The 19,693-nt window shown below is 72.5% G+C and carries 19 protein-coding genes; 10 read left to right on the top strand and 9 right to left on the bottom strand.

The annotated features are described in order from the left end of the window. The first annotated feature begins 68 nt into the window (after positions 1-68). Together AMK10_RS11315 and AMK10_RS11310 are read left to right on the top strand one after the other, a co-directional pair. Positions 69-1,088: an ATP-binding cassette domain-containing protein gene (locus AMK10_RS11315; RefSeq protein WP_107428400.1), complete on the top strand. Its 1,020-nt coding sequence runs from the start codon at positions 69-71 to the stop codon at positions 1,086-1,088. Further along, positions 1,085-1,942, top strand: a complete 858-nt coding sequence (locus AMK10_RS11310; protein WP_073747536.1) for an ABC transporter permease — start codon at positions 1,085-1,087, stop codon at positions 1,940-1,942. Before AMK10_RS11315 ends, AMK10_RS11310 begins: the two co-directional genes overlap by 4 nt. A 12-nt stretch (positions 1,943-1,954) precedes the next feature. On the opposite strand, the gene AMK10_RS11305 is transcribed toward AMK10_RS11310, so the two are convergent. After that, positions 1,955-5,251 carry a BTAD domain-containing putative transcriptional regulator gene (locus tag AMK10_RS11305; protein WP_073747535.1) on the bottom strand — a complete coding sequence of 1,099 codons (3,297 nt, stop codon included), beginning with the start codon at positions 5,249-5,251 and terminating at the stop codon, positions 1,955-1,957. Between the two features lie 134 nt (positions 5,252-5,385). Here AMK10_RS11305 and AMK10_RS11300 point away from each other — a divergent pair, with 134 nt between their 5' ends. Then, positions 5,386-6,198, top strand: coding sequence for a site-2 protease family protein (locus AMK10_RS11300; protein ID WP_073747534.1), 813 nt, complete (start codon positions 5,386-5,388; stop codon positions 6,196-6,198). A gap of 68 nt (positions 6,199-6,266) precedes the next feature. Here AMK10_RS11300 and AMK10_RS11295 read toward each other — a convergent pair whose 3' ends face one another. Together AMK10_RS11295 and npdG are read right to left on the bottom strand one after the other, a co-directional pair. Continuing rightward, entirely contained in the window at positions 6,267-6,452 is a 186-nt protein-coding gene (locus tag AMK10_RS11295; protein WP_073747533.1) for a hypothetical protein, read from the bottom strand. A gap of 80 nt (positions 6,453-6,532) precedes the next feature. Next, positions 6,533-7,243, bottom strand: coding sequence for an NADPH-dependent F420 reductase (gene npdG / locus AMK10_RS11290; protein ID WP_073747532.1), 711 nt, complete (start codon positions 7,241-7,243; stop codon positions 6,533-6,535). A gap of 156 nt (positions 7,244-7,399) precedes the next feature. Here npdG and AMK10_RS11285 point away from each other — a divergent pair, with 156 nt between their 5' ends. Then, on the top strand, positions 7,400-8,002 hold the full coding sequence (locus tag AMK10_RS11285) for a hypothetical protein (protein WP_073747531.1): 603 nt from the start codon (positions 7,400-7,402) through the stop codon (positions 8,000-8,002). A 53-nt stretch (positions 8,003-8,055) separates the two neighbouring features. Here AMK10_RS11285 and AMK10_RS11280 read toward each other — a convergent pair whose 3' ends face one another. Continuing rightward, positions 8,056-8,289, bottom strand: coding sequence for a hypothetical protein (locus tag AMK10_RS11280; protein WP_073747530.1), 234 nt, complete (start codon positions 8,287-8,289; stop codon positions 8,056-8,058). 58 nt (positions 8,290-8,347) lie between these two features. On the opposite strand from AMK10_RS11280, the gene map reads away from it, so the two are divergent. Together map and AMK10_RS11270 are read left to right on the top strand one after the other, a co-directional pair. After that, the gene (gene map, locus AMK10_RS11275; RefSeq protein WP_073747529.1) at positions 8,348-9,205 is read left to right on the top strand and encodes a type I methionyl aminopeptidase; all 858 of its coding nucleotides are present in this window, start codon (positions 8,348-8,350) and stop codon (positions 9,203-9,205) included. A 168-nt stretch (positions 9,206-9,373) separates the two neighbouring features. Continuing rightward, entirely contained in the window at positions 9,374-10,039 is a 666-nt protein-coding gene (locus tag AMK10_RS11270; RefSeq protein ID WP_073747528.1) for a biliverdin-producing heme oxygenase, read from the top strand. A 16-nt stretch (positions 10,040-10,055) separates the two neighbouring features. Here the strand turns inward: AMK10_RS11270 and AMK10_RS11265 are convergent, their stop codons facing one another. The 3 genes from AMK10_RS11265 to AMK10_RS11255 form a co-directional block, all read right to left on the bottom strand. Further along, on the bottom strand, positions 10,056-10,727 hold the full coding sequence (locus AMK10_RS11265; protein WP_073747527.1) for a PhzF family phenazine biosynthesis protein: 672 nt from the start codon (positions 10,725-10,727) through the stop codon (positions 10,056-10,058). Between the two features lie 102 nt (positions 10,728-10,829). Next, on the bottom strand, positions 10,830-12,377 hold the full coding sequence (locus tag AMK10_RS11260; protein WP_073747526.1) for an HtaA domain-containing protein: 1,548 nt from the start codon (positions 12,375-12,377) through the stop codon (positions 10,830-10,832). A 45-nt stretch (positions 12,378-12,422) separates the two neighbouring features. Beyond that, a complete protein-coding gene (locus tag AMK10_RS11255) occupies positions 12,423-13,820 on the bottom strand; it encodes an HtaA domain-containing protein (RefSeq protein ID WP_073747525.1) in 1,398 nt (465 codons plus the stop codon). 110 nt (positions 13,821-13,930) lie between these two features. On the opposite strand from AMK10_RS11255, the gene AMK10_RS11250 reads away from it, so the two are divergent. The 4 genes from AMK10_RS11250 to AMK10_RS11230 all read left to right on the top strand — a co-directional run bounded on the left by AMK10_RS11250 (position 13,931) and on the right by AMK10_RS11230 (position 18,118). After that, positions 13,931-15,001: a heme/hemin ABC transporter substrate-binding protein gene (locus AMK10_RS11250; protein ID WP_073747524.1), complete on the top strand. Its 1,071-nt coding sequence runs from the start codon at positions 13,931-13,933 to the stop codon at positions 14,999-15,001. Then, on the top strand, positions 14,998-16,143 hold the full coding sequence (locus tag AMK10_RS11245) for a FecCD family ABC transporter permease (RefSeq protein WP_073747523.1): 1,146 nt from the start codon (positions 14,998-15,000) through the stop codon (positions 16,141-16,143). Before AMK10_RS11250 ends, AMK10_RS11245 begins: the two co-directional genes overlap by 4 nt. Further along, the gene (locus AMK10_RS11240) at positions 16,140-16,979 is read left to right on the top strand and encodes a heme ABC transporter ATP-binding protein (RefSeq protein ID WP_073747522.1); all 840 of its coding nucleotides are present in this window, start codon (positions 16,140-16,142) and stop codon (positions 16,977-16,979) included. The genes AMK10_RS11245 and AMK10_RS11240 overlap by 4 nt, the downstream gene beginning before the upstream one ends. 140 nt (positions 16,980-17,119) lie before the next feature. After that, on the top strand, positions 17,120-18,118 hold the full coding sequence (locus tag AMK10_RS11230; protein ID WP_198959677.1) for a hypothetical protein: 999 nt from the start codon (positions 17,120-17,122) through the stop codon (positions 18,116-18,118). Positions 18,119-18,133: 15 nt separating this feature from the next. Here the strand turns inward: AMK10_RS11230 and AMK10_RS11225 are convergent, their stop codons facing one another. After that, a complete protein-coding gene (locus AMK10_RS11225; protein WP_073747520.1) occupies positions 18,134-18,877 on the bottom strand; it encodes a bifunctional DNA primase/polymerase in 744 nt (247 codons plus the stop codon). 142 nt (positions 18,878-19,019) lie between these two features. Next, on the bottom strand, positions 19,020-19,658 hold the full coding sequence (locus tag AMK10_RS11220) for a TetR/AcrR family transcriptional regulator (protein WP_073747519.1): 639 nt from the start codon (positions 19,656-19,658) through the stop codon (positions 19,020-19,022). Between the last annotated feature and the right edge of the window lie 35 nt (positions 19,659-19,693).

The raw sequence follows: 19,693 nt of genomic DNA, 5'->3' as shown, positions 1-19,693 counted from the left end.
CGGGCTGTCGCCCGTCCTGGGCCGGCTGTCACCGACATGTCGGTGACTTGTCGGTGGCGGCTGGTCTGATGGTGTCCATGACGCGAAACGACAAGAACCTCAGGGGCGGTACGAACGCCGTCGAGGTACGGGGGCTGGTCAAGCACTACGGCGAGACCAAGGCGCTGGACGGTGTGGACCTCGATGTGCGCGAGGGCACCGTCCTCGGTGTGCTCGGACCCAACGGCGCCGGCAAGACCACCCTCGTACGCTGCCTCTCCACCCTGATCCAGCCCGACGCCGGGCACGCGGTCGTGGCCGGCTACGACGTGGTGAAGCAGCCCCGGCAGCTGCGCCGCACCATCGGCCTGACCGGGCAGTACGCCTCGGTCGACGAGAAGCTCTCCGGCTGGGAGAACCTCTACATGATCGGGCGGCTGCTCGACCTGCCGCGCAAGAAGGCCAGGTCCCGCGCCGACGAGCTGCTGGAGCGCTTCTCGCTCACCGACGCGGCGAAGAAGGCCGCCATGGACTACTCCGGCGGTATGCGCCGGCGGCTCGACCTGGCCGCCTCCATGATCGGCAGCCCCGCCGTCCTCTATCTGGACGAGCCGACGACGGGCCTCGACCCCCGTACCCGCAACGAGGTCTGGGACGAGGTGCAGAGGATGGTCGCGGAGGGGGCGACCGTGCTGCTCACCACCCAGTACATGGAAGAGGCCGAACAGCTCGCCAGCGAGCTCACCGTCATCGACCACGGCAGGATCATCGCCCGGGGCGGTGTCGACGAGCTCAAGGCCAAGGTCGGCGGCCGGACCCTGCAGATCCGGCCCTCCGACCCGGCCGAACTGGCCGCCATGGCACAGGCGCTGCGGGAGACCGGTCTCGACGGTGTCGCGGGCGCCCAGGCGGTCCCGGACGAGGGCCTGCTGTACGTACCGATCCTCAGCGACCAGCAGCTGACCGCCGTCATCGGCCTCCTCGGCACCCGGGGCTTCTCCCTGGCCCATGTGTCCACCGCGCTGCCCAGCCTGGACGAGGTGTTCCTCGCCATCACGGGCGACAAAGCCACCGTCACCGACACGACTCCCCAGGAGGTCGCGGCATGAGCACGACGACTCTGACGCCCACGCCCACCGACGCGACCGCGTCCGCCCCGGCCAGGAAGCTCCACGACGAGGGCCGGATCGGACTCCGGAACAACCTGCGCCACATCGGGGCGCTGGTGCGGCGCAATCTGCTCCAGATCAAGAAGGATCCGGAGTCGATGTTCGACGCGCTCCTGATGCCAGTCATCTTCACGCTGCTGTTCGTGTACGTCTTCGGCGGCTCGGTCGGCGGCAGCATGGGCGGCGGCCGGCAGGAGTACCTCAACTACCTGATCCCCGGCCTGATGGCGATGATGGGCATGAACATCGCCATGGCGGTCGGTTCCGGTGTCAACGACGACTTCCGCAAGGGGGTCATGGACCGGTTCCGCACGATGCCGATCGCCCGCTCCTCGGTGCTCATCGCCAAGATCGTGGTCGAGCTCGGCAGGATGATGGTCGCCACGCTGATCCTGCTGGCCATGGGCTTCGCGCTCGGCATGGAGCTCCAGGAGTCCGTGCTCGGGCTGATAGGGGCGATCGCCCTGTCGGCCGCGTTCGGCGCCGCCATCATGTGGATCTTCATCCTGCTCGGACTGACCATGAAGACGGCACAGGCCGTCCAGGGAATGGGGATGCTCGTGCTGATGCCGCTCCAGTTCGGTTCGTCCATCTTCGCGCCGACCCAGACCATGCCGGGCTGGCTCCAGACGTTCACCGACTACAACCCGCTGTCCAACCTGGCCGACGCCGCCCGCGCCCTGATGATGGGAGGCCCGCTCGCCCACTCCGTCTGGGTGACGCTGGGCTGGACCGTCGTCATCACCGCGGTGATGGCCCCCCTCGCGGTGGCCAAGTTCCGCAAGAAGTCCTGACGGGGCGGTAGTTCAGTCCCGGTACGCCGCGACGAGGGCGGTGGCCTCCTCCAGGGAGAGGCCACCGCCCTCGGCGTACGCGGCCTCGTAGGCGTCCCCGAGGACGCCCCGGGCCAGCTCCTCGGCGGCGGCGTAGTTGGACCGCTCCAGCCGTGTCAGCACATGCCCCGCCGGCAGCAGCAGCCGGCCGGCGGCCAGCAGCCGCGCCGCGAACGCGGCCCGGCGCTCTCCGCCGAGCCCGGCCAGCGCCCGCGCCACGGTGGCCAGATAGACCACGTGCATCTGCGGCGCCACCATCTGCGACAAGGGGTCGTCGGCCCGCGCCAGCGCCTCCCGGCTCCGGGTCAGGGCGTCCTCGTACAGGCCCTCCTCGTTGTCCAGCCAGGCCACGCCGCCCAGGACGAACGCCTCGAAGACTCCCGAGGTCGCGTCCGCGAAGTCCCTGTTCAGCACGTCGAGCTGCTCGCGCGCCTCGGCGGTACGGCCCGACATGCCCAGGGACAGGGCCAGGAAGAAACGGGCGAACGCCGTCGCCTCGTGCCCCGCGTGCCGTCCTTCGGCGAGCACCTCCCTGAAGATCGCCTCGCCCTCGGCGGCCCGGCCGATCTCGGTCAGCGCGGCAGCGTAGCGGGTGCGGAGCACCAGCACCTGGGCCCTGGCGCCGAGCTTCTCCGCGTAACCGATCGCGGCCTGGTAGTCCTCTGCCGCGCGGACGTAGTCGCCCTCCTTCTCGTTGGCCTCGCCGCGCGAGGAGAGCGCCTCCGCGGTGCCCCAGTCGTCACCGAGCCCGCTGAAGATCTCCAGGCTCTCGTCGGCGTCGGCATGGGCGTCCGCGGCCCAGTCGGGGCGGTTGGCCAGCACATTGGCACGCATCTGGAGCATGCCGGCCAGCTCCCAGCCGTCACCGAGCTCCCGTGAGGCCCGGACGGTCTCGTCCAGCAGTCCGCGCATCTGGGAGATGTCCCCGGTGAGCATGACGGCGAAGAACCAGAGCGACCCCGGGCTCCGGCAGGTCTGCGGCTGGCCGGCCCGGTAGGTGGCGGACACGACCCGCAGGCGTGCCAGGCCGGCCTCGTTGGCCCAGACGTCCATCGCGTGGTCGAGGGAGGCCATCCGGAGCAGCGCCACCTGACGTCGCGCCTCCTGGAGCAGTTCGGGGCCCATCGGCGGCGGCGCGTCGGTACACCGCTCGACGATGGAGGGCGCGGGGACGGCGGGCCCGGCGAACGGATCGGGGCCGAGCGCGGACGCGGCCCCGGCCCAGTGCAGGGCGTCGACGCGCAGATCACGCATCTGCCAGTACCAGCAGAGCGAGAGCACCATGCACAGCGCCTCCTGCTCGTCGCGGGCGGCGACCACGCGCCGCAGGGCGGTGCGCAGGTTCTCGTACTCGCGCTGGAACAGCCCCAGCGCCGCGAGCTGTCCCGCGCCCCTGAGTTCAGGGTCGGTCGTGCGGGCCAGCTCCCGGAAGAACACGAGGTGCCGGCGTTCGACGGCGTCCCGCTCGCCCGCCTCGTCGAGCCGCTCGGCGGCGTACTCACCGACGGTCTCCAGGAGGCGGTAGCGCATCCGGCCGTCCTCCGCGGGCGCGGCGACGACGAGGGACTTGTCGACGAGCGAGCCGAGCAGCCCCGCGACGTCCTGCGTGTCCCGCGCCCCGTCCGCGCAGACCGCCTCGGCCGCGGGGAGGGTGCAGCCGCCGGAGAAGACCGACAGCCGTCGCAGGGTGACGCGTTCGTCCTCGTCCAGGAGGTCCCAGGACCAGTCGACGACCGCCCGCAGCGTCTGCTGGCGCGGCAGCACGGTGCGGCTGCCGCCGGTGAGCAGGCGGAAGCGGTCGTCCAGGCGGTCGGCGATCTGGCGCGGGGTGAGCATGCGGAGCCGGGCCGCGGCGAGTTCGATCGCGAGCGGCAGTCCGTCCAGGCGGCGGCAGATCTCGGCGGCGGCCTCCGCCGTCCGCTCGTCCGCGTCGGCCCGGAAGCCGGAGAGCGCGGCGGCGCCCCGCTCGGCGAACAGGCGCAGCGCCATCGGACCGGGCAGCGGGTCGACCGGCCGGACGAACTCCCCCGGTACGCCGAGCGGTTCGCGGCTGGTCGCGAGGATCGTGAGCCCGGGGCAGGCGGCCAGCAGATGGTCGGCGAGTGCCGCGGCGGCCTCCACTACGTGCTCGCAGTTGTCCAGGAGCAGCAGCATGCGGCGCCCGTAGCAGTGTTCGGTGAGCCGGGTGAGGGGGTCGCCCGCGCCCCGTTCGGCCGCCCTGAGCTCCTCGGCGCCCGCCCCGCGCAGCACGGTCTCGCGTCCGCCGAGCGCGGTGAGGACGGCCTCGGGAACCGCCCCGGGATCGTCAACGGGGGCGAGCTCGGCGAGCCAGACGCCGTCCGGCCAGGCGGCGGGACCGACGGACTCGGCCGCCTCCTGGGAGAGCCTGGTCTTGCCCGCGCCGCCGGGGCCCAGCAGGGTGACCAGCCGGGCCTGGGCCAGATCCTCGCGCAGCTCCGCGATGTCCGTGTCGCGTCCCACGAAGCTGGTGAGCCTGGCCCGCAGATTGCCCGGCCGCCCGGCAGGGGGTACGGGGGCCGGCGCGGGCCCGTCCTGGCGCAGCAGTTCCTCGTGCAGCGCGCGCAGCGCGGGGCCGGGGTCCGCGCCGAGCCGGTCGGCCAGCAGGGTGCGCACCTCGTCGTACGCCGCGAGCGCCTGCGCGGTGCGTCCGGCGTCCCGCAACGCCCTGATGCGCAGAGCCTGCAGGGGTTCGTCGAGCGGGTGGTCCGCGCAGAGCCCGGCGAGCTCGGGCAGGGCGTCGTCGGCGTGCCCCTGCGCGAGCACGGCCTCGATCCTCGTCCTGCGCGCGTCCAGGCGCAGGGCCTCCCAGCGGGCCGCGGCCACGGCACGGTCCGGCAGATCCGCGAGGGCGGGGCCGTGCCAGAGGGCGAGCGCGTCGTCGAGGACGGTGACGGCCTTCACCGCGTCGCCCTCGGCCAGCGCCCGGGCGCCCTCCCCCGCGAGCCGCTCGAAGCGGTACAGGTCCACACCGTCGGGGTCGGCGGTGAGGCGGTAGCCGTTCTCGTCGGACGCGACGGCGTCCCGGCCCAGCGCGCGCCTGAGCCGGCCCACGAGCGCCTGCAGTGCTCCCGGGGCGTCGGCGGGCGGGTCGCCGTCCCACACCTCGTCGACGAGCATCCCGACCGGGACCGTGCGGCCGGCGCGCAGGGCGAGCACGGTGAGCAGGGCACGCAGCCGCGCCCCGCCGAGGGCGACGGCCGAGCCGTCGGCGCGCAGCGCGCGGGTGGTACCGAGGATGCTGTAGTGCACGGGCCCATTGTCCGCGACGGCCCAGGCCCGTGTGGAACCACCACCCGGTTGTGGGACGTTCTCGCCGTGCCACCCGTACTGTCGGGGGCTCGTCGTATGCCGCAAGCCGCCGTCCAGCCCCTGGAGTGCCGCCGATGACCACCGCGTTCCGCCGCCGCAGCGACCGGCGGATCAGTCCGATCTTCCTCGGGATCGTCGCCGTCATGGCCGTGTCCGGGTGGGCGGTGTGGACGGACTTCGCCGAGCAGACCGGCTTCGCGGTCTTCCTCTTCGTCACGGCCGCCTGGATCGTCTCGCTCTGCCTCCACGAGTACGCGCACGCGCGCACCGCGCTGCACAGCGGCGACATCTCGATCGGCGCGAAGGGCTATCTGACCCTCAATCCGCTCAAGTACACCCACGCGCTGCTGAGCATCGTGCTGCCCGTGCTCTTCGTGATCATGGGCGGCATCGGCCTGCCGGGCGGCGCGGTCTACATCGAGCGGGGCCGGATCAGCGGGCGCTGGAAGCACAGCCTGATCTCGGCGGCGGGCCCCCTGACGAACGTGCTGTTCGCGGTCGTCTGCACGGCACCGTTCTGGCTGGACGCGCTGGACGGGGTGCCTCTGCCCTTCCGGCTCGCGCTGGCGTTCCTGGCGCTGCTCCAGGTGACGGCGGCGATCCTGAACTTCCTGCCGGTCCCGGGGCTCGACGGCTACGGCGTGATCGAGCCGTGGCTCTCGTACAGGATCCGGCGCCAGGTCGAGCCGTTCGCGCCCTTCGGGCTGATCGCGGTCTTCGGACTCCTGTGGGTCCCGGAGGTCAACGGCTTCTTCTTCGACGCGGTGGACGCGCTGCTGCGCGGCCTGGGCGTCAGCGAGGTCGAGACCTACTGCGGGCTCGACACCTACCGCTTCTGGCAGGAGTGGTTCGGAGACCAGGACCCGGGGTGCGCGCTGATCCGCTGAGGCCCCTCGTCCGGATCGGGGCACGCGAGCCCGCCAAGATGCGAACGAGAGACCTCAGGTGGACGGTGTCAGGCCGCTTCGGCGCGGGACTCCGCCTTGTGCTTGCGCACGTAGAACCACGCCATGTTCGAGGAGAGGCCGACCAGCAGCACCCAGACGACGCCGAGCAGGATGCTGCCCTGGACGAAGGAGACCACGGCCGCGGCGACGGCGAGGACGCAGACGAGGATGGCGTAGAGAGCGAGGCGGGGCATGAGGGCTGGTGCTCCTGTCCGGGGATGGTGCGCGGTCCCGTCCAGTGTCCCTCATGCCCGATTCGGCTCCGGGCACGGGCTCACACGTCGGTGGTGCGCAGCCCCGCGTGTGCCTTGTAGCGGCGGTTGACGGAGATCAGGTTCGCCACCAGGGACTCGACCTGGTGCGCGTTGCGCAGCCGGCCGGCGAAGACGCCGCGCATGCCGGGGATACGGCCGGCGAGCGCCTGCACGGTGTCGGTGTCGGCGCGGGCCTCGCCCAGCACCAGCACATCGGTGTCGATCTCCTCGATCGACTCGTCCTGGAGCAGCACCGCCGAGAGGTGGTGGAAGGCGGCGGTCACCCGGGAGTCGGGGAGCAGGGCGGCGGCCTGCTCGGCGGCGCTGCCCTCCTCGGGCTTCAGGGCGTAGGCGCCCTTCTTGTCGAAGCCGAGCGGGTTGACGCAGTCGATGACGAGCTTGCCCGCGAGCTCCTCGCGCAGCGACTCCAGCGTCTTGGCGTGGCCGTCCCACGGCACGGCCACGATCACGACGTCGCTGCGGCGGGCGCACTCGGCGTTGTCCGCGCCCTCGACACCGTGGCCCAGCTCGGCCGCGGCGGCCTCGGCGCGGTCGGCGGCGCGGGAGCCGATGACGACCTTCTGCCCGGCGCGGGCGAAGCGGTAGGCGAGACCCCGGCCCTGGGGGCCGGTTCCGCCGAGGACGCCGACGGTGAGACCGGACACGTCGGGGAGGTCCCAGGGGTCCTTGGCGGGGGGCTTGGGGGCGCTGCCACTGTCATTCGTAGTCATGGCGCCGACCCTACTGCCAGGTAAAGAGAGGGACTCGAATCGTGGTCGCGCTGCGACGAGCGTCACGGCTCGAGCCCCGCCGCACTCCCTCCCGTTCGGGTGGAATACGGCCATAGGGCAGTCACGGGGACGCCGCCGGGGGCATGATGCCGGGCCATGGATGCCGTACGTGTCGCCCTGCTGCGTGAGGTCCTCTCGGGGACGGAGTGGCCCGCCGCGGCCCGCGGCTTCGCCCGGACCCTGCGGTCCTCGGTCGTGCCGCAGGGCGGCGGGCTGCTGCTGGTGGGGACCGAGGTCTACGAGCCGTGGCACATGGCGGCGCATCTGGTGGACGAGTCCACCTGGTCGGGACTGCCGCAGCTGCGCCCCACGCTCGTACGCCACCGGGTGGAGCCGGACGACCCGGTGCACCTGGCGGTCGGCCTGGGCCGGATCGAGGCGGCCGGGCGCGGCGAGACGCTGCTGGTGGTGGCACCCGGCCGGGCGGACGGCGGGCTGCTGGAGCGGGTGCACGACGCGCGGCGCGCGGGGGCGACGGTGCTCTCGCTGGACGGCGGGGACCCCGAGGTGCGGGGGCTGGCCCATGAGGCGCTGAGCGTGACCGGCGACGACGAGGTGGACCTGGACACGGTGCAGCACCTGGTCAGCGCGGCGGCCGGGGAGAACGGCACCCCGTCCACCCGTGGCCGGCGCACGTTCCGCGACCGCCTCTCACGGCTGGCCGACCAGCTGACGGCCCCGCCGCCGGCCCGCTGGTGAGGCGCCCTGCCCCTGCCTCGGCGGGCGGGGACAGGACCGGCGCGCCGCAGGGCTCAGTCGGACCGGTCCGGAGTCCCGTCCGTCCGGTCGTGCCACTTGGGGTCGTTCTCCCACTCCAGGTTCCGCTCACGCGCCGTGTCCATCGCGCGCTGCGCCTCCCCCGGGGTGGCGTACGGACCGAAGCGGTCCTTCCCGGGGCACTCGGGGCCCTCCTCCACCTTCTTGTGCTCCAGGCAGTAGTACCATTCGCCCGGTTTGCCCACCGTGCGCTTCTTGAACAGAGCCATCGCGGGATCCTTTCCTCTCCGCCATGGTGCCCCGCGCACGCTGGTTAGACTCGCTGACATGTCTGGCCAGTCGCTGCTCGTACCAGGGGAGATCACTCCCGTCCGTTCCGTTCCGGGAAACATCCGGCGCCCCGAGTACGTGGGAAAGCCCGCCCCCACGCCGTACACCGGGCCGGAGATCCAGGACTCCGACACCGTGGAGCGCATGCGGATCGCGGGCCGCATCGCGGCGCAGGCGATGGAGGAGGCCGCCAAGCACATCGCACCCGGCGTCACCACCGATGAACTCGACCGGGTCGCCCACGACTTCATGGTGGACCACGGGGCGTACCCCTCGACCCTCGGCTACCGGGGCTTCCCCAAGTCGCTCTGCACCTCGCTCAACGAGGTCATCTGCCACGGCATCCCCGACTCCACGGTGCTGCGGGACGGCGACATCGTGAACCTCGACGTCACGGCGTACATCAACGGGGTGCACGGCGACAACAACGCCACCTACTTCTGCGGCGACGTCGACGAGGAGTCGCGGCTCCTGGTGGAGCGCACCCGGGAGTCCCTGAACCGCGCGATCAAGGCGGTGCGGCCCGGACGGCAGATCAATGTGATCGGGCGCGTCATCGAGTCGTACGCCAAGCGGTTCGGCTACGGCGTGGTGAGGGACTTCACCGGGCACGGGATCAACTCCTCGTTCCACTCCGGCCTGATCATCCCGCACTACGACAGCCCGCACGCGACGACCGTGATGCAGCCCGGGATGACGTTCACCATCGAGCCGATGCTGACGCTCGGGAGCCACGACTACGACATGTGGGACGACGGCTGGACCGTGGTCACGAAGGACCGGAAGCGGACCGCGCAGTTCGAGCACACACTGGTGGTGACCGAGACGGGGGCGGACATCCTGACCCTTCCGTAGCACGCGTCGCGCTGCGGCGGTCTTGCCGACAGGGAGTCGGGAAGCTGTTGACTTAGGTAAGCCTAAGTAGGAGGATCGGCACATCGGTGCGCGGCAGCGCGTACGCCTGACACCGGTATGTACGTTTCTGTCCGGACTTCCCCGTCCCCTGGTCCCCGGAGGCCCGCCTTGGACGCAACCGCCACCACCACGCCGTTCTCCACGCTCATCCGCACCGCCTCGCACGAGCAGCACACGGAGGCCGAGTCCTCGACCTTCATGAGCGACATGCTCGGCGGGCGGCTCGGTGTGGACGCGTACACGCGGTACACCGAGCAGCTGTGGTTCGTCTACCGTGCGCTGGAGGACGGCGCGGAGGCCCTGCGCGAGGACCCGGTCGCCGGACCCTTCATCCAGCCGGAGCTGATGCGCCGCGCCGAGCTGGAGCGCGATCTCGCGCATCTGCGGGGCGAGGGGTGGCGCGAGGGGCTGGAGCCGCTGCCCGCGACCGCCGCGTACGCCGAGCGGGTCGCCGAGTGCGCCCGTGAGTGGCCGGCCGGCTACATAGCGCACCACTACACCCGGTACCTCGGGGACCTCTCGGGCGGCCAGATCATCCGCGGCACCGCGGAGAAGACCTGGGGCTTCGAGCGCAAGGGCGACGGGGTGCGCTTCTACGTCTTCGAGCAGATCTCCAACCCGGCCGCCTTCAAGCGGGAGTACCGGGAGCTGCTGGACGCGGTGAACGCGGACGACCTGGAGAAGCAGCGCATCGTCGACGAGTGCAAGCGCGCCTTCGCGCTGAACACCGCCGTCTTCCGCGAGCTCGGCGAGGTCTTCCCGCTCAGCGCCTGATCACACCGTCACGGACTCAGGACGCGACCACCAGGAGGACGCGGCCCCCGACCTCGATCGTGCCGTCCGGAGCGGGCGCGGTGAGGAGCTGGGAGCCGCGTCCTTGTGTGATGTTCAGGGCGCGGCCGAGCTCGGCGCTCAGCAGGATGGCCGCCGCGCCCGTCGCCTCGTCCTCGTCGATGCCGTCGTCGCGGCGCGGGAAGGCCCGCGCCCGTACGCGCCCCGCGGCCTCGTCCTCCCAGGCCCAGACGTAGACCCAGCCCTCGCCGGGCGGCGGCCCCGTCAGCGCCTCGACCTCCGCGACGGAGTCGTAGCGCTCCAGCGTCCTCGGCGGAGCCCACTCGGGGCGCGCGGTGATCCACGTGAACTCGCCGTCCTGGCGTGCCGTCACATCGCCGACGGGCAGCTCCAGGAGGTCCAGGTCGAGCAGCCAGGCCGTGCCGACCAGCGGATGCCCGGCGAAGGGCAGCCGCAGCCCCGGTGTGCGGATGTCGACGGTCCCGCGCTCCGGGTCGTCCACGAACACCGTCTCGCTGAAGCCGAGCTTGCGGGCGAGCGCCTGCCGGGAGTCGTCGTCGGGGTAGGCGGTCCCGTCGCGTACGACACCGAGCGGATTGCCGTGGCGGCCGTCCGGGCCGCAGAACACGCGCAGTACGTCGATGCCGTCGGGTACGTCGAAGTCGTTCACGTGCGCATTCAAGCATCGTGCGGGGCCCCGTGACGCCACCGGGCCGCACCGGAGTCGAAACTGCCGGTGCGGCCCGGGGACGGGGCGGAGGGGTCGAACGGATCAGGCGGTACGCCGGCGGCGCGCCGCGATCACCACTCCGGCGCCTGCGGCGACGACCACGCCGGAGGCCGCGATCAGCGCTCCGGCCGGGAGGCCGGCACCGGTGGAGGCGAGGGAGGCCGAGCCGCCCACGGTCCCGCCGACGGTGGCGCCGGTGGAGCCGCTGCCGCCGGTCGTGGAGCCCGTGGAGCCGGAACCGCCGGTGCCACCAGTGGCGCCCGGGAGTTCGGCGTCCTCGTCGAGGGCCACGGAGACGGTCAGCGCGTCGAGCGCGGTGCCCTTGGTGTACATGCCGCCGAACGCCTTCGTGCCGTCGGCGGTCAGCGTGGCCGGTACGCCGGAGAGGGTCACCACACCGTCCTTCGCGGCGAGTTCACCACCGGGGAGCTTCAGGTCGGCGAGGGCGAGGTCGGTGTAGGTGGTGACCTTCTTGGTCTCGCGGTCCTTGCTGGAGACGTCGGCGACCAGGGTGCCCGCACCGTCCTCCACCCGGACCTCGAGCCCGGTCAGGGAGAGGTCGAGCGTGTAGGCGTCGCCCTCCTTGTGGCCCAGGAAGCGGACCGTGCCCTCGAACTCGGCGTCCAGCGTCTGCTCGTCGGCGTCGAAGCTGCCGGTCGCGTCGGGGAAGCGGTAGCCCGCGTCCGACGCGGTGGCACCGCCCGTCGTCTCGACCTTGCCGTTCGCGATCGGGCCGGTGACGTACGTGCGGAAGGAATCCTTGACGCCCCAGTCCAGGGTGCCGTCGACGAGCTCGCCCTGCGCGGCGGCCGGGGTGGTGGCCGAGGCGGAGGGGCTCGGGGAGGCGGGCGTGGTGGGCTGCTCCGTCGGGGTGGCCGTCGGCTCCTCGGTGGGCTCCTTGGTCGGCTCCTTCGTCGGCTCCTCGGTGGGCTCCTTGGTCGGCTCCTTCGTCGGCTCCTCGGTCGGGGGCGTCGTGACCGCCTTGACCGACAGGGTGGCCGGGTCGAGCGCCTCGCCCTCCGCGTACATCCCGTTGAAGGCCGCCGATCCGGCCTTCGTCAGCTTCGAGGGGATGTCCTTGAAGACCATGGCGCCGCCGTCGCCCTGGCCGGGCCGGACGCCCGACAGGTCGAGCTCGGCGAACTCGACGTCGTCCTCGGTCCCCTGCGGGGTCTTCAGGTCGACGGTGATGGCACCGGTGGTGCCGCTCGTGGAGACCTTGATGTCGGAGAGGGTGATGTCGAGGACACCGCCGTGGGCGTTGAAGTTGACGCTGCCGTCGAAGGCGGTGTCGGTGCCGTGCGTGGTGGTGTCGTAGGTGCCCTTGCCGTTGCCGAAGGTGAAGACGCCGTTGCCGGCCGCCTGGGTGGCACCGTCCTTGACGGTGATCGTCCCCGCACCGCCGATGTATCTGCGGAAGGACTCCTTGAAGCCCCAGTCGAGCGTGCCGTCCGTCAGCTCCATGGTGGAGGCCGGGGCCGCGGCGGTCGTGCCGTCGGCCGCGAACGCGGGAAGGGCGAGGGTCGCGCCGAGAGCGGCCGCGGTGGCGACGGCTGCGGCAAGGGCTATGGGGCGGCGGGTGGCTGCCATGGCAATGACTCCTGGTGCGCGTAAGTGATGGGAGGGAGAGGGGGGTCAGGTGTTGCGTGTCCCGCGGCGCCTGCGGGCCGCGTGGAGCACGGCGGCGCAGGCCGCGATCAGCGCGGCCACGCCCCCGACGGCGTACGGGGTGAGGGAGCCGGATTCCGCCGCCGGCCGGGCGGCGGGGGTCGCGGCGGCCGGCGTCGCGGGCGCGGCGGACGGCTGGGCCTCGCTGCCCAGGTCGGGCAGCGCGGGGAGTTCCGCCTTCGCGTCGACGGCGACGGCGAGGGAGACGGGGTCCATCGCGGTCCCCGCCTTGTAGAGGGAGCCGAAGGCCTTGGCGCCGTCGGCGGTCAGGGTCGCGGGGGCCTCGGTGAGGACGGCGAGACCGTCCTCGGGGGTGAAGTCCTTGGCGGCGAAGGTGACGAGCGGGACGCCCTCGTCGGTGGTGCCGCCACTGGTGACGTCCGCCAGGAGCGTGCCCTTGCCGGAGGCCACCCGCGCGGCGAACCCCGCGAGTTCCAGGTCGAGACCGTCGGCCCCGGTGAAGCGCACGCTGCCCGCGAAGGAGGCGTCCAGCTTCTTCTTCCCGGCGTCGTACGTGCCCTTCCCCTGCGGGAAGCGGAAGAGGGCTCCGCCGTCCTGGGCTCCGCCGGACAGAGTCCACTTCCCCCGGCCGATGGAGCCGGTGACGTACTCCCGGAAGGTGCGGCGCACTCCCCAGTCGACGACGGCGTCCTCGAAGCGTCCCGCGCTCTCCCTCTTCTTCGTGGCGGAGGGCGAGGGGGAGGGCTCGGCGGACCTGGACGGCTGCTTCGCGGCGGCAGGAGCCTCGGTGTCCACGGAGAGGCTGACCGGGTCCAGGGGTGTCCCGGCCGCGTAGTAGCCGGCGAAGGCGCTCGCGCCCTGCGACGTCAGCGTCGCCGGGATGTTGGTGAGGGCGACGGGCGTGGAGCCGCCCCTCATGTCGATCCCGGAGAGGCCGAGGGTGGCCAGGGGCACCTGGGACGACTTGGTGACCCGGCCGCTGCCCCGCTCCTTGCTGACCATGTCGGCGTAGAGGGTCCCGGCGCCGCCGGAGATCCGGACGGTGGGGCGGCTGATGGTCAGGTCGAGCTGATTGCTCCCGTCGTCCTGCCGGTGGCCGACGAAGTGGACCCCGCCCGAGAACCCGGCCGTGAAGGCGCCGTTCGCCGGGTCGTAGGAGCCGGTGGCGGAGTGGAAGCGGAACTGGCTCCCGCCGACCGTCGCGGCTCCTCCGTTCAGGCTCCAACTGCCCTGCGCGATGGACCCGGTGACATAGCTCTGGAAGGAGGACTTGATGCCCCAGTCCAGCCTGCCGCCCTGCACCGTGCGGCCCGCCGCCTGCGCGGCGGTGGCCGGGAGCAGCGCTCCGAGCAGCACCGCGAACAGCGCGACACAGAGCGCGCGGGCGGATACGGACGACTGCATGGGGGCCCTCCAGGGCTAGAAAGTGAGGTAAGGCTAACCTAATATCATTCCAGCGTCTGCCGGAACCCCTCCGTCACTCCGCCCCCGCAACACCTCAGGACGGTGCACCCGTGCGTTTGCCCCAGTACTCCGCCGCGGCGGGCCGAAGAGCCGCCCGACGGCGCACCGGCCGGTTCGGCACCCTGACCGCGGTCGTGGTGCTGGCCGCGGCCCTCACCGGCTGCGGCGGTACGGGAACCCCCGGCGCGGGCACGCCCGTTGCGGCCGGGTCCGCCTCTCCCGCGGCCGACGCCGTCGAGCCCCTGGCCACCGTGCCCGCGCCGGAGCTGCCCGTCACCGTGGACTCGGCCGACGGCACGGAGGTCACCGTCACCTCCGCGGACCGGATCGTTCCGCTCACCGGATCGCTCAGCGAGATCGTGTTCACGCTCGGGCTCGGCGAGCAGGTGGTGGCCCGCGACATCACGGCCACCTTCGAACAGGCCGAGAAGCTCCCCGTGGTGACCCGCGCTCATGACGTCTCGGCCGAGGGCGTGCTCTCGCTGCGGCCGACGGTCGTCCTCGCGGACACCACGACGGGGCCCGCCGAGGCGATCGGCCAGATCCGTGACGCGGGCATCCCGCTCGTCGTCGTCGAACCGGCCAAGGAGCTCGCCGACGTGGGCCGCAGGATCGCCACGGTGGCGGCAGCACTCGGCGTGAAGCCGGCGGGCGACGAGCTCGTGGCGCGCACGGACGACCGGATCGCCGCCGTACGGAAGACGATTCCCGCGCGCGGCGAGGACGGCGGACCCCGTGTCGCGTTCCTCTATCTGCGCGGCACGGCCTCCGTCTATCTGCTGGGCGGCCGGGAGTCCGGGGCGAGTTCCCTGCTCGAAGCGGCGGGCGCCGTCGACGCGGGCAAGGCGTCCGGGCTGACGAAGGACTTCACCGCCATCACCAGCGAGGCACTCGCCGAGGCGGCACCCGACGCGATCCTCGTGATGACGAAGGGCCTCGAATCGGTGGGCGGTGTCGACGGCCTGGTGAAGATCCCCGGTGTCGCCGAGACGCCCGCCGGGATGGACCGCCGGGTCGTCTCCGTCGACGACGGGGTGCTCCTGAACTACGGGCCCCGCACCGACCGGGTGCTGGCCGAACTCGTGGAGCAGCTCTACCCGGAAGGCGAGGGCGGAAAGTGACGACCGCCTCGTACGAGGACTCCGCCGCCAAGCAGACGGAGCAGACGGAGCAGACGGAGCAGACCGAGCAGGCGGAGCCGGAAAGGAAGGCGGAGGCGGGGAAGCCCCCGGCCCGGCGCGGCAGGCCGTTCGTCCTCACCGTAGCCCTGTCCGCCGCGCTGCTCGTGGGCTGTCTGCTCTCCGCGGGGCTCGGCGCGTACAGCATTCCGCTCGGCGACGTCCTCTCCTCCGTCCAGCACCGCCTCGGCCTCGGCGGGCAGTCGCTGGACCGGGTCGCCGAGAGCGTCCTGTGGAACGTACGGCTGCCGAGGGTCGTCCTCGCGCTGCTCGTCGGGGCCTCCCTCGGCTGCGCGGGGGCCCTGATGCAGGGCGTGTTCGGCAATCCGCTGGCCGAGCCCGGGGTCATCGGGATCTCCTCGGGCGCGGCGGTCGGCGCGGTCGCCTCGATCGCGCTCGGGCTGACCTTCCTCGGCAACTGGACGATCACCGTCTGCGCGTTCGTCTCCGGCCTCTTCACGGTCCTGGTGGTGTACGCGCTCTCGCGTTCGGGCGGGCGGACCGAGGTGGTGACGCTGATCCTCACCGGTATCGCCGTCAACGCCTTCGCGGGCGCCCTCATCGGCCTGTTCATCTTCTTCGCCGACAACGCGCAGATCACCCAGATCACCTTCTGGCAGCTGGGTTCGCTCTCCCAGGCGACCTGGCCGAAGGTGCTCGCCGTGCTGCCGTGCGCGGTGCTCGGACTGCTCGTCGCCCCCTTCTACGCCAAGAAGCTGGACCTGCTCGCGCTCGGCGAGCGGTCCGCCCGGCATCTGGGCGTCGACGTCGAGCGGCTGCGGATCGTGCTCGTCCTGGTCGTGGCGCTGCTGACCGCCGCGGCGGTGGCCGTCGCCGGGATCATCTCCTTCGTGGGACTGCTGGTCCCGCATCTGCTGCGGATGGCGAACGGCCCGGGGCACCGCTTCCTCGTCCCGGGCAGCGCGCTCGGCGGTGCGCTGGTGCTGGTGGCGGGCGATCTGGCCGCCCGCACCGTCGCCGATCCCGCCGAGCTCCCGCTCGGGGTGCTGACCGCCCTGTTCGGCAGCCCCTTCTTCTTCTGGCTGCTGCGCAGGACCCGTCGTAGGCAAGGTGGTTGGGCATGAACCCGTTCAAGGCACTGCTCGCGTCGCGGGGCCGGGAGCTACCCTCCCCCGTGGCCGCCGGCTCCCCGGCCGCGGAGGCGGCCGGGCTCGGCGTCCGGCTCGGCGGGCGGCCAGTGCTGGACTCCGTCGAACTGACCGTCCGGGCGGGCGAGGTGCTGGCCCTCGTCGGGCCGAACGGTGCCGGGAAGTCGACCCTGCTGGCGGCGCTGGCCGCGGACCAGCCCGCCGACAGCGGCGAGGTGCGCATCGACGGCCGCCCGGCCACCGGCTGGTCCGCCGCCGAACTGGCCCTGCGCCGGGCGGTGCTGCCGCAGTCCGCCGCGCTCGCCTTCCCCTTCCCCGTCGAGGAGGTCGTACGCATGGGCCGCGCGCCCTGGGCGGGAACGGCCCGGCAGGACGAGGACGACGACGCGGTCGCGGCGGCGATGGCGGCGACGGAGGTCACCGGGTTCGCCGCCCGCCCGTTCTCCGCGCTGTCCGGCGGCGAACGCGCCAGGGTCGCCCTGGCCCGGGTGCTGGCGCAGCGCGCCCCGCTGCTGCTCCTGGACGAGCCGACGGCCGCGCTGGACCTGCGCCATCAGGAACTGGTCCTGCGGATCTGCCGCGAACGGGCCGCGGCCGGGGACGCGGTGGTCGTGGTGCTGCACGATCTGGGGCTGGCGGCGGCGTACGCGGACCGCGCCGTCGTGCTGCACGGGGGCAGGGTCGCGGTCGCCGGGCCGCCCGCCGAGGTGTTCACGGACGCGCTGCTCGGCGAGGTGTACAGGCAACCCGTCGAGGTGTTCCCGCACCCCCGGACCGGGGTGCCGCTGGTCGTGCCGCACCGCGCCTCCTGAGCCGGCGCCGGCGCCGGACTGCCGTTGCCCGCGTCACGGTTGGGGGCCGTATCCCGGCCCCGCGCTCACCGTCGGCCCCGCCCCGGTAGGGTTCAGGCGGTCAGTGCGGATGACGGATCTACGGGCGCAGAAGGCAACGGATGAGAAGGCTGGGTCGACTGGCGGCGGGGCTCGCGACGGCGACGGTAATGAGCGTGACGGCGAGCGGCTGCGTGACGGTGCACGGCGAACTGGAAGTCGTGCCGGGAGCGACGAAGTCCGAGGCCGCGCAGGCCCTCGCGGACTTCACCGCCGCCTACAACAAGGCGGACAAGGCGTACGATCCGGCGCTGGACGCGGACCGGGTGACCGGTGCGCTCGGCGCGATCAACCAGGCCGGTCTTGCCGCTCGGCAGAAGACCAGCCCGGAGGGCAACGCGGCGCACAAGCCGCTGGAGCTGACCGACGCCTCGTACGCCATACCCCGGAAGGCGGGCTGGCCCCGCTGGTTCCTGGCGGACACGGACTCCAATCGCGACCAGGACGGCGGGAAGCAGGACACCCGCTGGCTGCTGGCGTTCGTGCGCACCGGGCCGGACGCGCCGTGGAAGGCCGCCTATCTGGCGGTCGTGGCCCCTTCCGACGTACCGAAGTTCCGCAAGGAAACGGACGGTTCGGCGCAGCCCGTGCCGTCGGCGGACACGGACGCCGCGCTGGCCACCCCTCCGGCGGAGCTGAGCAAGACGTACACCGCCTATCTGAAGGAGGGCACGCCGGACGTCTTCGCCCCCGGGGCGACGACATCGGGCTGGCGGGACGCGCGGAAGAACACCCGCAGGGCCGGCTTCTCCTACCAGTTCGACGACCAGGCGCTGGACTCCGGGACGTTCGCGCCGCTGGGCCTGACGACGGAGGACGGCGGGGCGCTGGTGTTCTTCAGCAGCAGGCACTTCGAGCGGCAGACGGCGGCGCAGGGGCTGCGGCCCACGGTCACGGCGGACGTACGGGCGCTGCTCACCGGCGAGGTGAAGAGCACCCTCACCAAGGAGCGGGTCTCCAGCCAGCTGGTCTACGTGCCCAAGAAGGGCGCGGGGGACGCGGACGGCAAGGCGCGCGTCCTGAACCGGCTGCCCGGTCTGGTGGCGGCGCAGGGGTCCTGACCCCGGCGGTCCGCTTCAGCGGCTGAGCGGCCAGGCCACCGAGTCGTGGTGGAGGTCGCTCTCGTCGGCCGTGTCGGCGTACTGCGCGCAGGCGTCGGTGAGGGTCTCCAGCAGGGTCAGCGGGTCGGGCAGCGGGTGCTCGGGGCCGCGGATCCAGTGCACGTCCAGCTCACCGGGGAGCCGTGAGGGCGGCAGGAGGACATAGCTGCCCCGGCAGTGCCAGCGCATCCCGGGATGCTCGTCCATGGTCTCGGGGTGGCAGTCCAGCTCGCACGGCCACCACTCGTCCTCGTCGTCGGGGGTGCCGCGGGTGGCGGTGAAGAAGAGCATCCGGTCGCTGCCGGACTGCGCCACGGGGCCCACGTCGACGCCGGCGGCGATGAGCCGCTCCAGGGCCGCCTGCCCGGCGGCGAGGGGGACGTCGAGGACGTCGTGGACCATGCCCGTGGCGGTGATGAAGTTGGCCAGCGGCTGGCCGGCCGCCCAGCGCTCGATCTGGGCGCGGTCCGTCGTGGACTGCGTCTGCCAGGCGAAGGAGACGGGGTGCCGGGCGGGAGTGGGGCATCCGATGCGTTCGCACGAACATCGGTATCCGGAGGGGTGCGCGGCAGGCGAGATCGGCATTCCTGCCTCGGCGACGGCCAGGAGCAGCGCCAGCCGGGCCGCGTCGTCGGCCTCCGGCTGCGGTTTGGGCCGCCTGCGCAGCCACTGGGAAATCCTGCCCTCTGTGCCGCGATAGCGGCCGGAATCGGCGCCCATCTATCCCCTCACCTCAGCGGTTTCCTCTCCATGGTCCCACCATCCTGCTCCTCGGGTGGCCAGAGTTCCCAAGCGGGGTGCCCGGGCGGTTGCGCAGAGGTCGTCACGGACGTACGGAATGTCATGAAATCGGCCTTCGCTCTCAGGGCCGGGGCAGCAGTCCGCGCAGGGCGTGATCGACGACGGTGTCCGCGTACGCGTGGGTCAGCGGAAGCGTTCTCAGCAGCCAGCGGTGGGCGAGCGGGGCGATCAGGAGCTCCAGCGCGATGCGCGGATCGATGTCCGCACGGACCTCTCCGGCCTCCTGCGCGGCACGCAGCCGTGTGACATACAACTGAAGCTGCGGTTCGAGCAGATTTTCCACGAATTGCGCCCCGAGTGCCGGATCGATGATGCCTTCGGCGGTCAGTGCCCGGGTGGGCGCCTCGATCGCGGGGTCGTTCAGCTCGTCGACCGTGGCGCGCAGGACCAGCCTGAGGTCGGCGGCCAGATCACCGGTGTCGGGAATCGCGTACGCCGCCTCTCCCCCGCCCCCGGCGGCCTCCGCCGCCTCCGCCGCCTGCCTGGCGCTCATGTCGGTGAACGCCTCCATGAGCACGGCCGCCTTCGAGGGCCACCAGCGGTAGATCGTCTGCTTGCCGACCCCCGCCCGGGCGGCGATACCCTCGATCGTCGTCCGCGCGTAGCCCACCTCACCGACGAGTGCGAGCGCGGCGTCGTGGATCGCGCGGCGGGACCTGTCGCTGCGGCGGCTGGAGTCGGGAGCCTTGTGAGGTGCCATCCGGCCACCCTAGAGGGTCACGGTCCGATACGTAT

The sequence above is a fragment of the Streptomyces sp. CB02058 genome (genome assembly GCF_001905505.1).
Taxonomy (GTDB): Bacteria; Actinomycetota; Actinomycetes; order Streptomycetales; family Streptomycetaceae; genus Streptomyces.
Note: the sequence above shows the minus strand (reverse complement) of the source record. Positions and strands in the feature narration are given on the sequence as shown.

Excerpts from the sequence above, each read along its gene's own strand:
- AMK10_RS11255 (WP_073747525.1), bottom strand. The coding sequence starts at position 13,820 with ATGCAGTCGTCCGTATCCGCCCGCGCGCTCTGTGTCGCGCTGTTCGCG.
- AMK10_RS11230 (WP_198959677.1), top strand. The coding sequence starts at position 17,120 with ATGAGAAGGCTGGGTCGACTGGCGGCGGGGCTCGCGACGGCGACGGTA.
- npdG (WP_073747532.1), bottom strand. The coding sequence starts at position 7,243 with ATGACTACGAATGACAGTGGCAGCGCCCCCAAGCCCCCCGCCAAGGAC.
- AMK10_RS11225 (WP_073747520.1), bottom strand. The coding sequence starts at position 18,877 with ATGGGCGCCGATTCCGGCCGCTATCGCGGCACAGAGGGCAGGATTTCC.
- AMK10_RS11310 (WP_073747536.1), top strand. The coding sequence starts at position 1,085 with ATGAGCACGACGACTCTGACGCCCACGCCCACCGACGCGACCGCGTCC.
- AMK10_RS11220 (WP_073747519.1), bottom strand. The coding sequence starts at position 19,658 with ATGGCACCTCACAAGGCTCCCGACTCCAGCCGCCGCAGCGACAGGTCC.
- AMK10_RS11285 (WP_073747531.1), top strand. The coding sequence starts at position 7,400 with ATGGATGCCGTACGTGTCGCCCTGCTGCGTGAGGTCCTCTCGGGGACG.
- map (WP_073747529.1), top strand. The coding sequence starts at position 8,348 with ATGTCTGGCCAGTCGCTGCTCGTACCAGGGGAGATCACTCCCGTCCGT.
- AMK10_RS11295 (WP_073747533.1), bottom strand. The coding sequence starts at position 6,452 with ATGCCCCGCCTCGCTCTCTACGCCATCCTCGTCTGCGTCCTCGCCGTC.
- AMK10_RS11260 (WP_073747526.1), bottom strand. The coding sequence starts at position 12,377 with ATGGCAGCCACCCGCCGCCCCATAGCCCTTGCCGCAGCCGTCGCCACC.
- AMK10_RS11280 (WP_073747530.1), bottom strand. The coding sequence starts at position 8,289 with ATGGCTCTGTTCAAGAAGCGCACGGTGGGCAAACCGGGCGAATGGTAC.
- AMK10_RS11300 (WP_073747534.1), top strand. The coding sequence starts at position 5,386 with ATGACCACCGCGTTCCGCCGCCGCAGCGACCGGCGGATCAGTCCGATC.
- AMK10_RS11240 (WP_073747522.1), top strand. The coding sequence starts at position 16,140 with ATGAACCCGTTCAAGGCACTGCTCGCGTCGCGGGGCCGGGAGCTACCC.
- AMK10_RS11315 (WP_107428400.1), top strand. The coding sequence starts at position 69 with ATGGTGTCCATGACGCGAAACGACAAGAACCTCAGGGGCGGTACGAAC.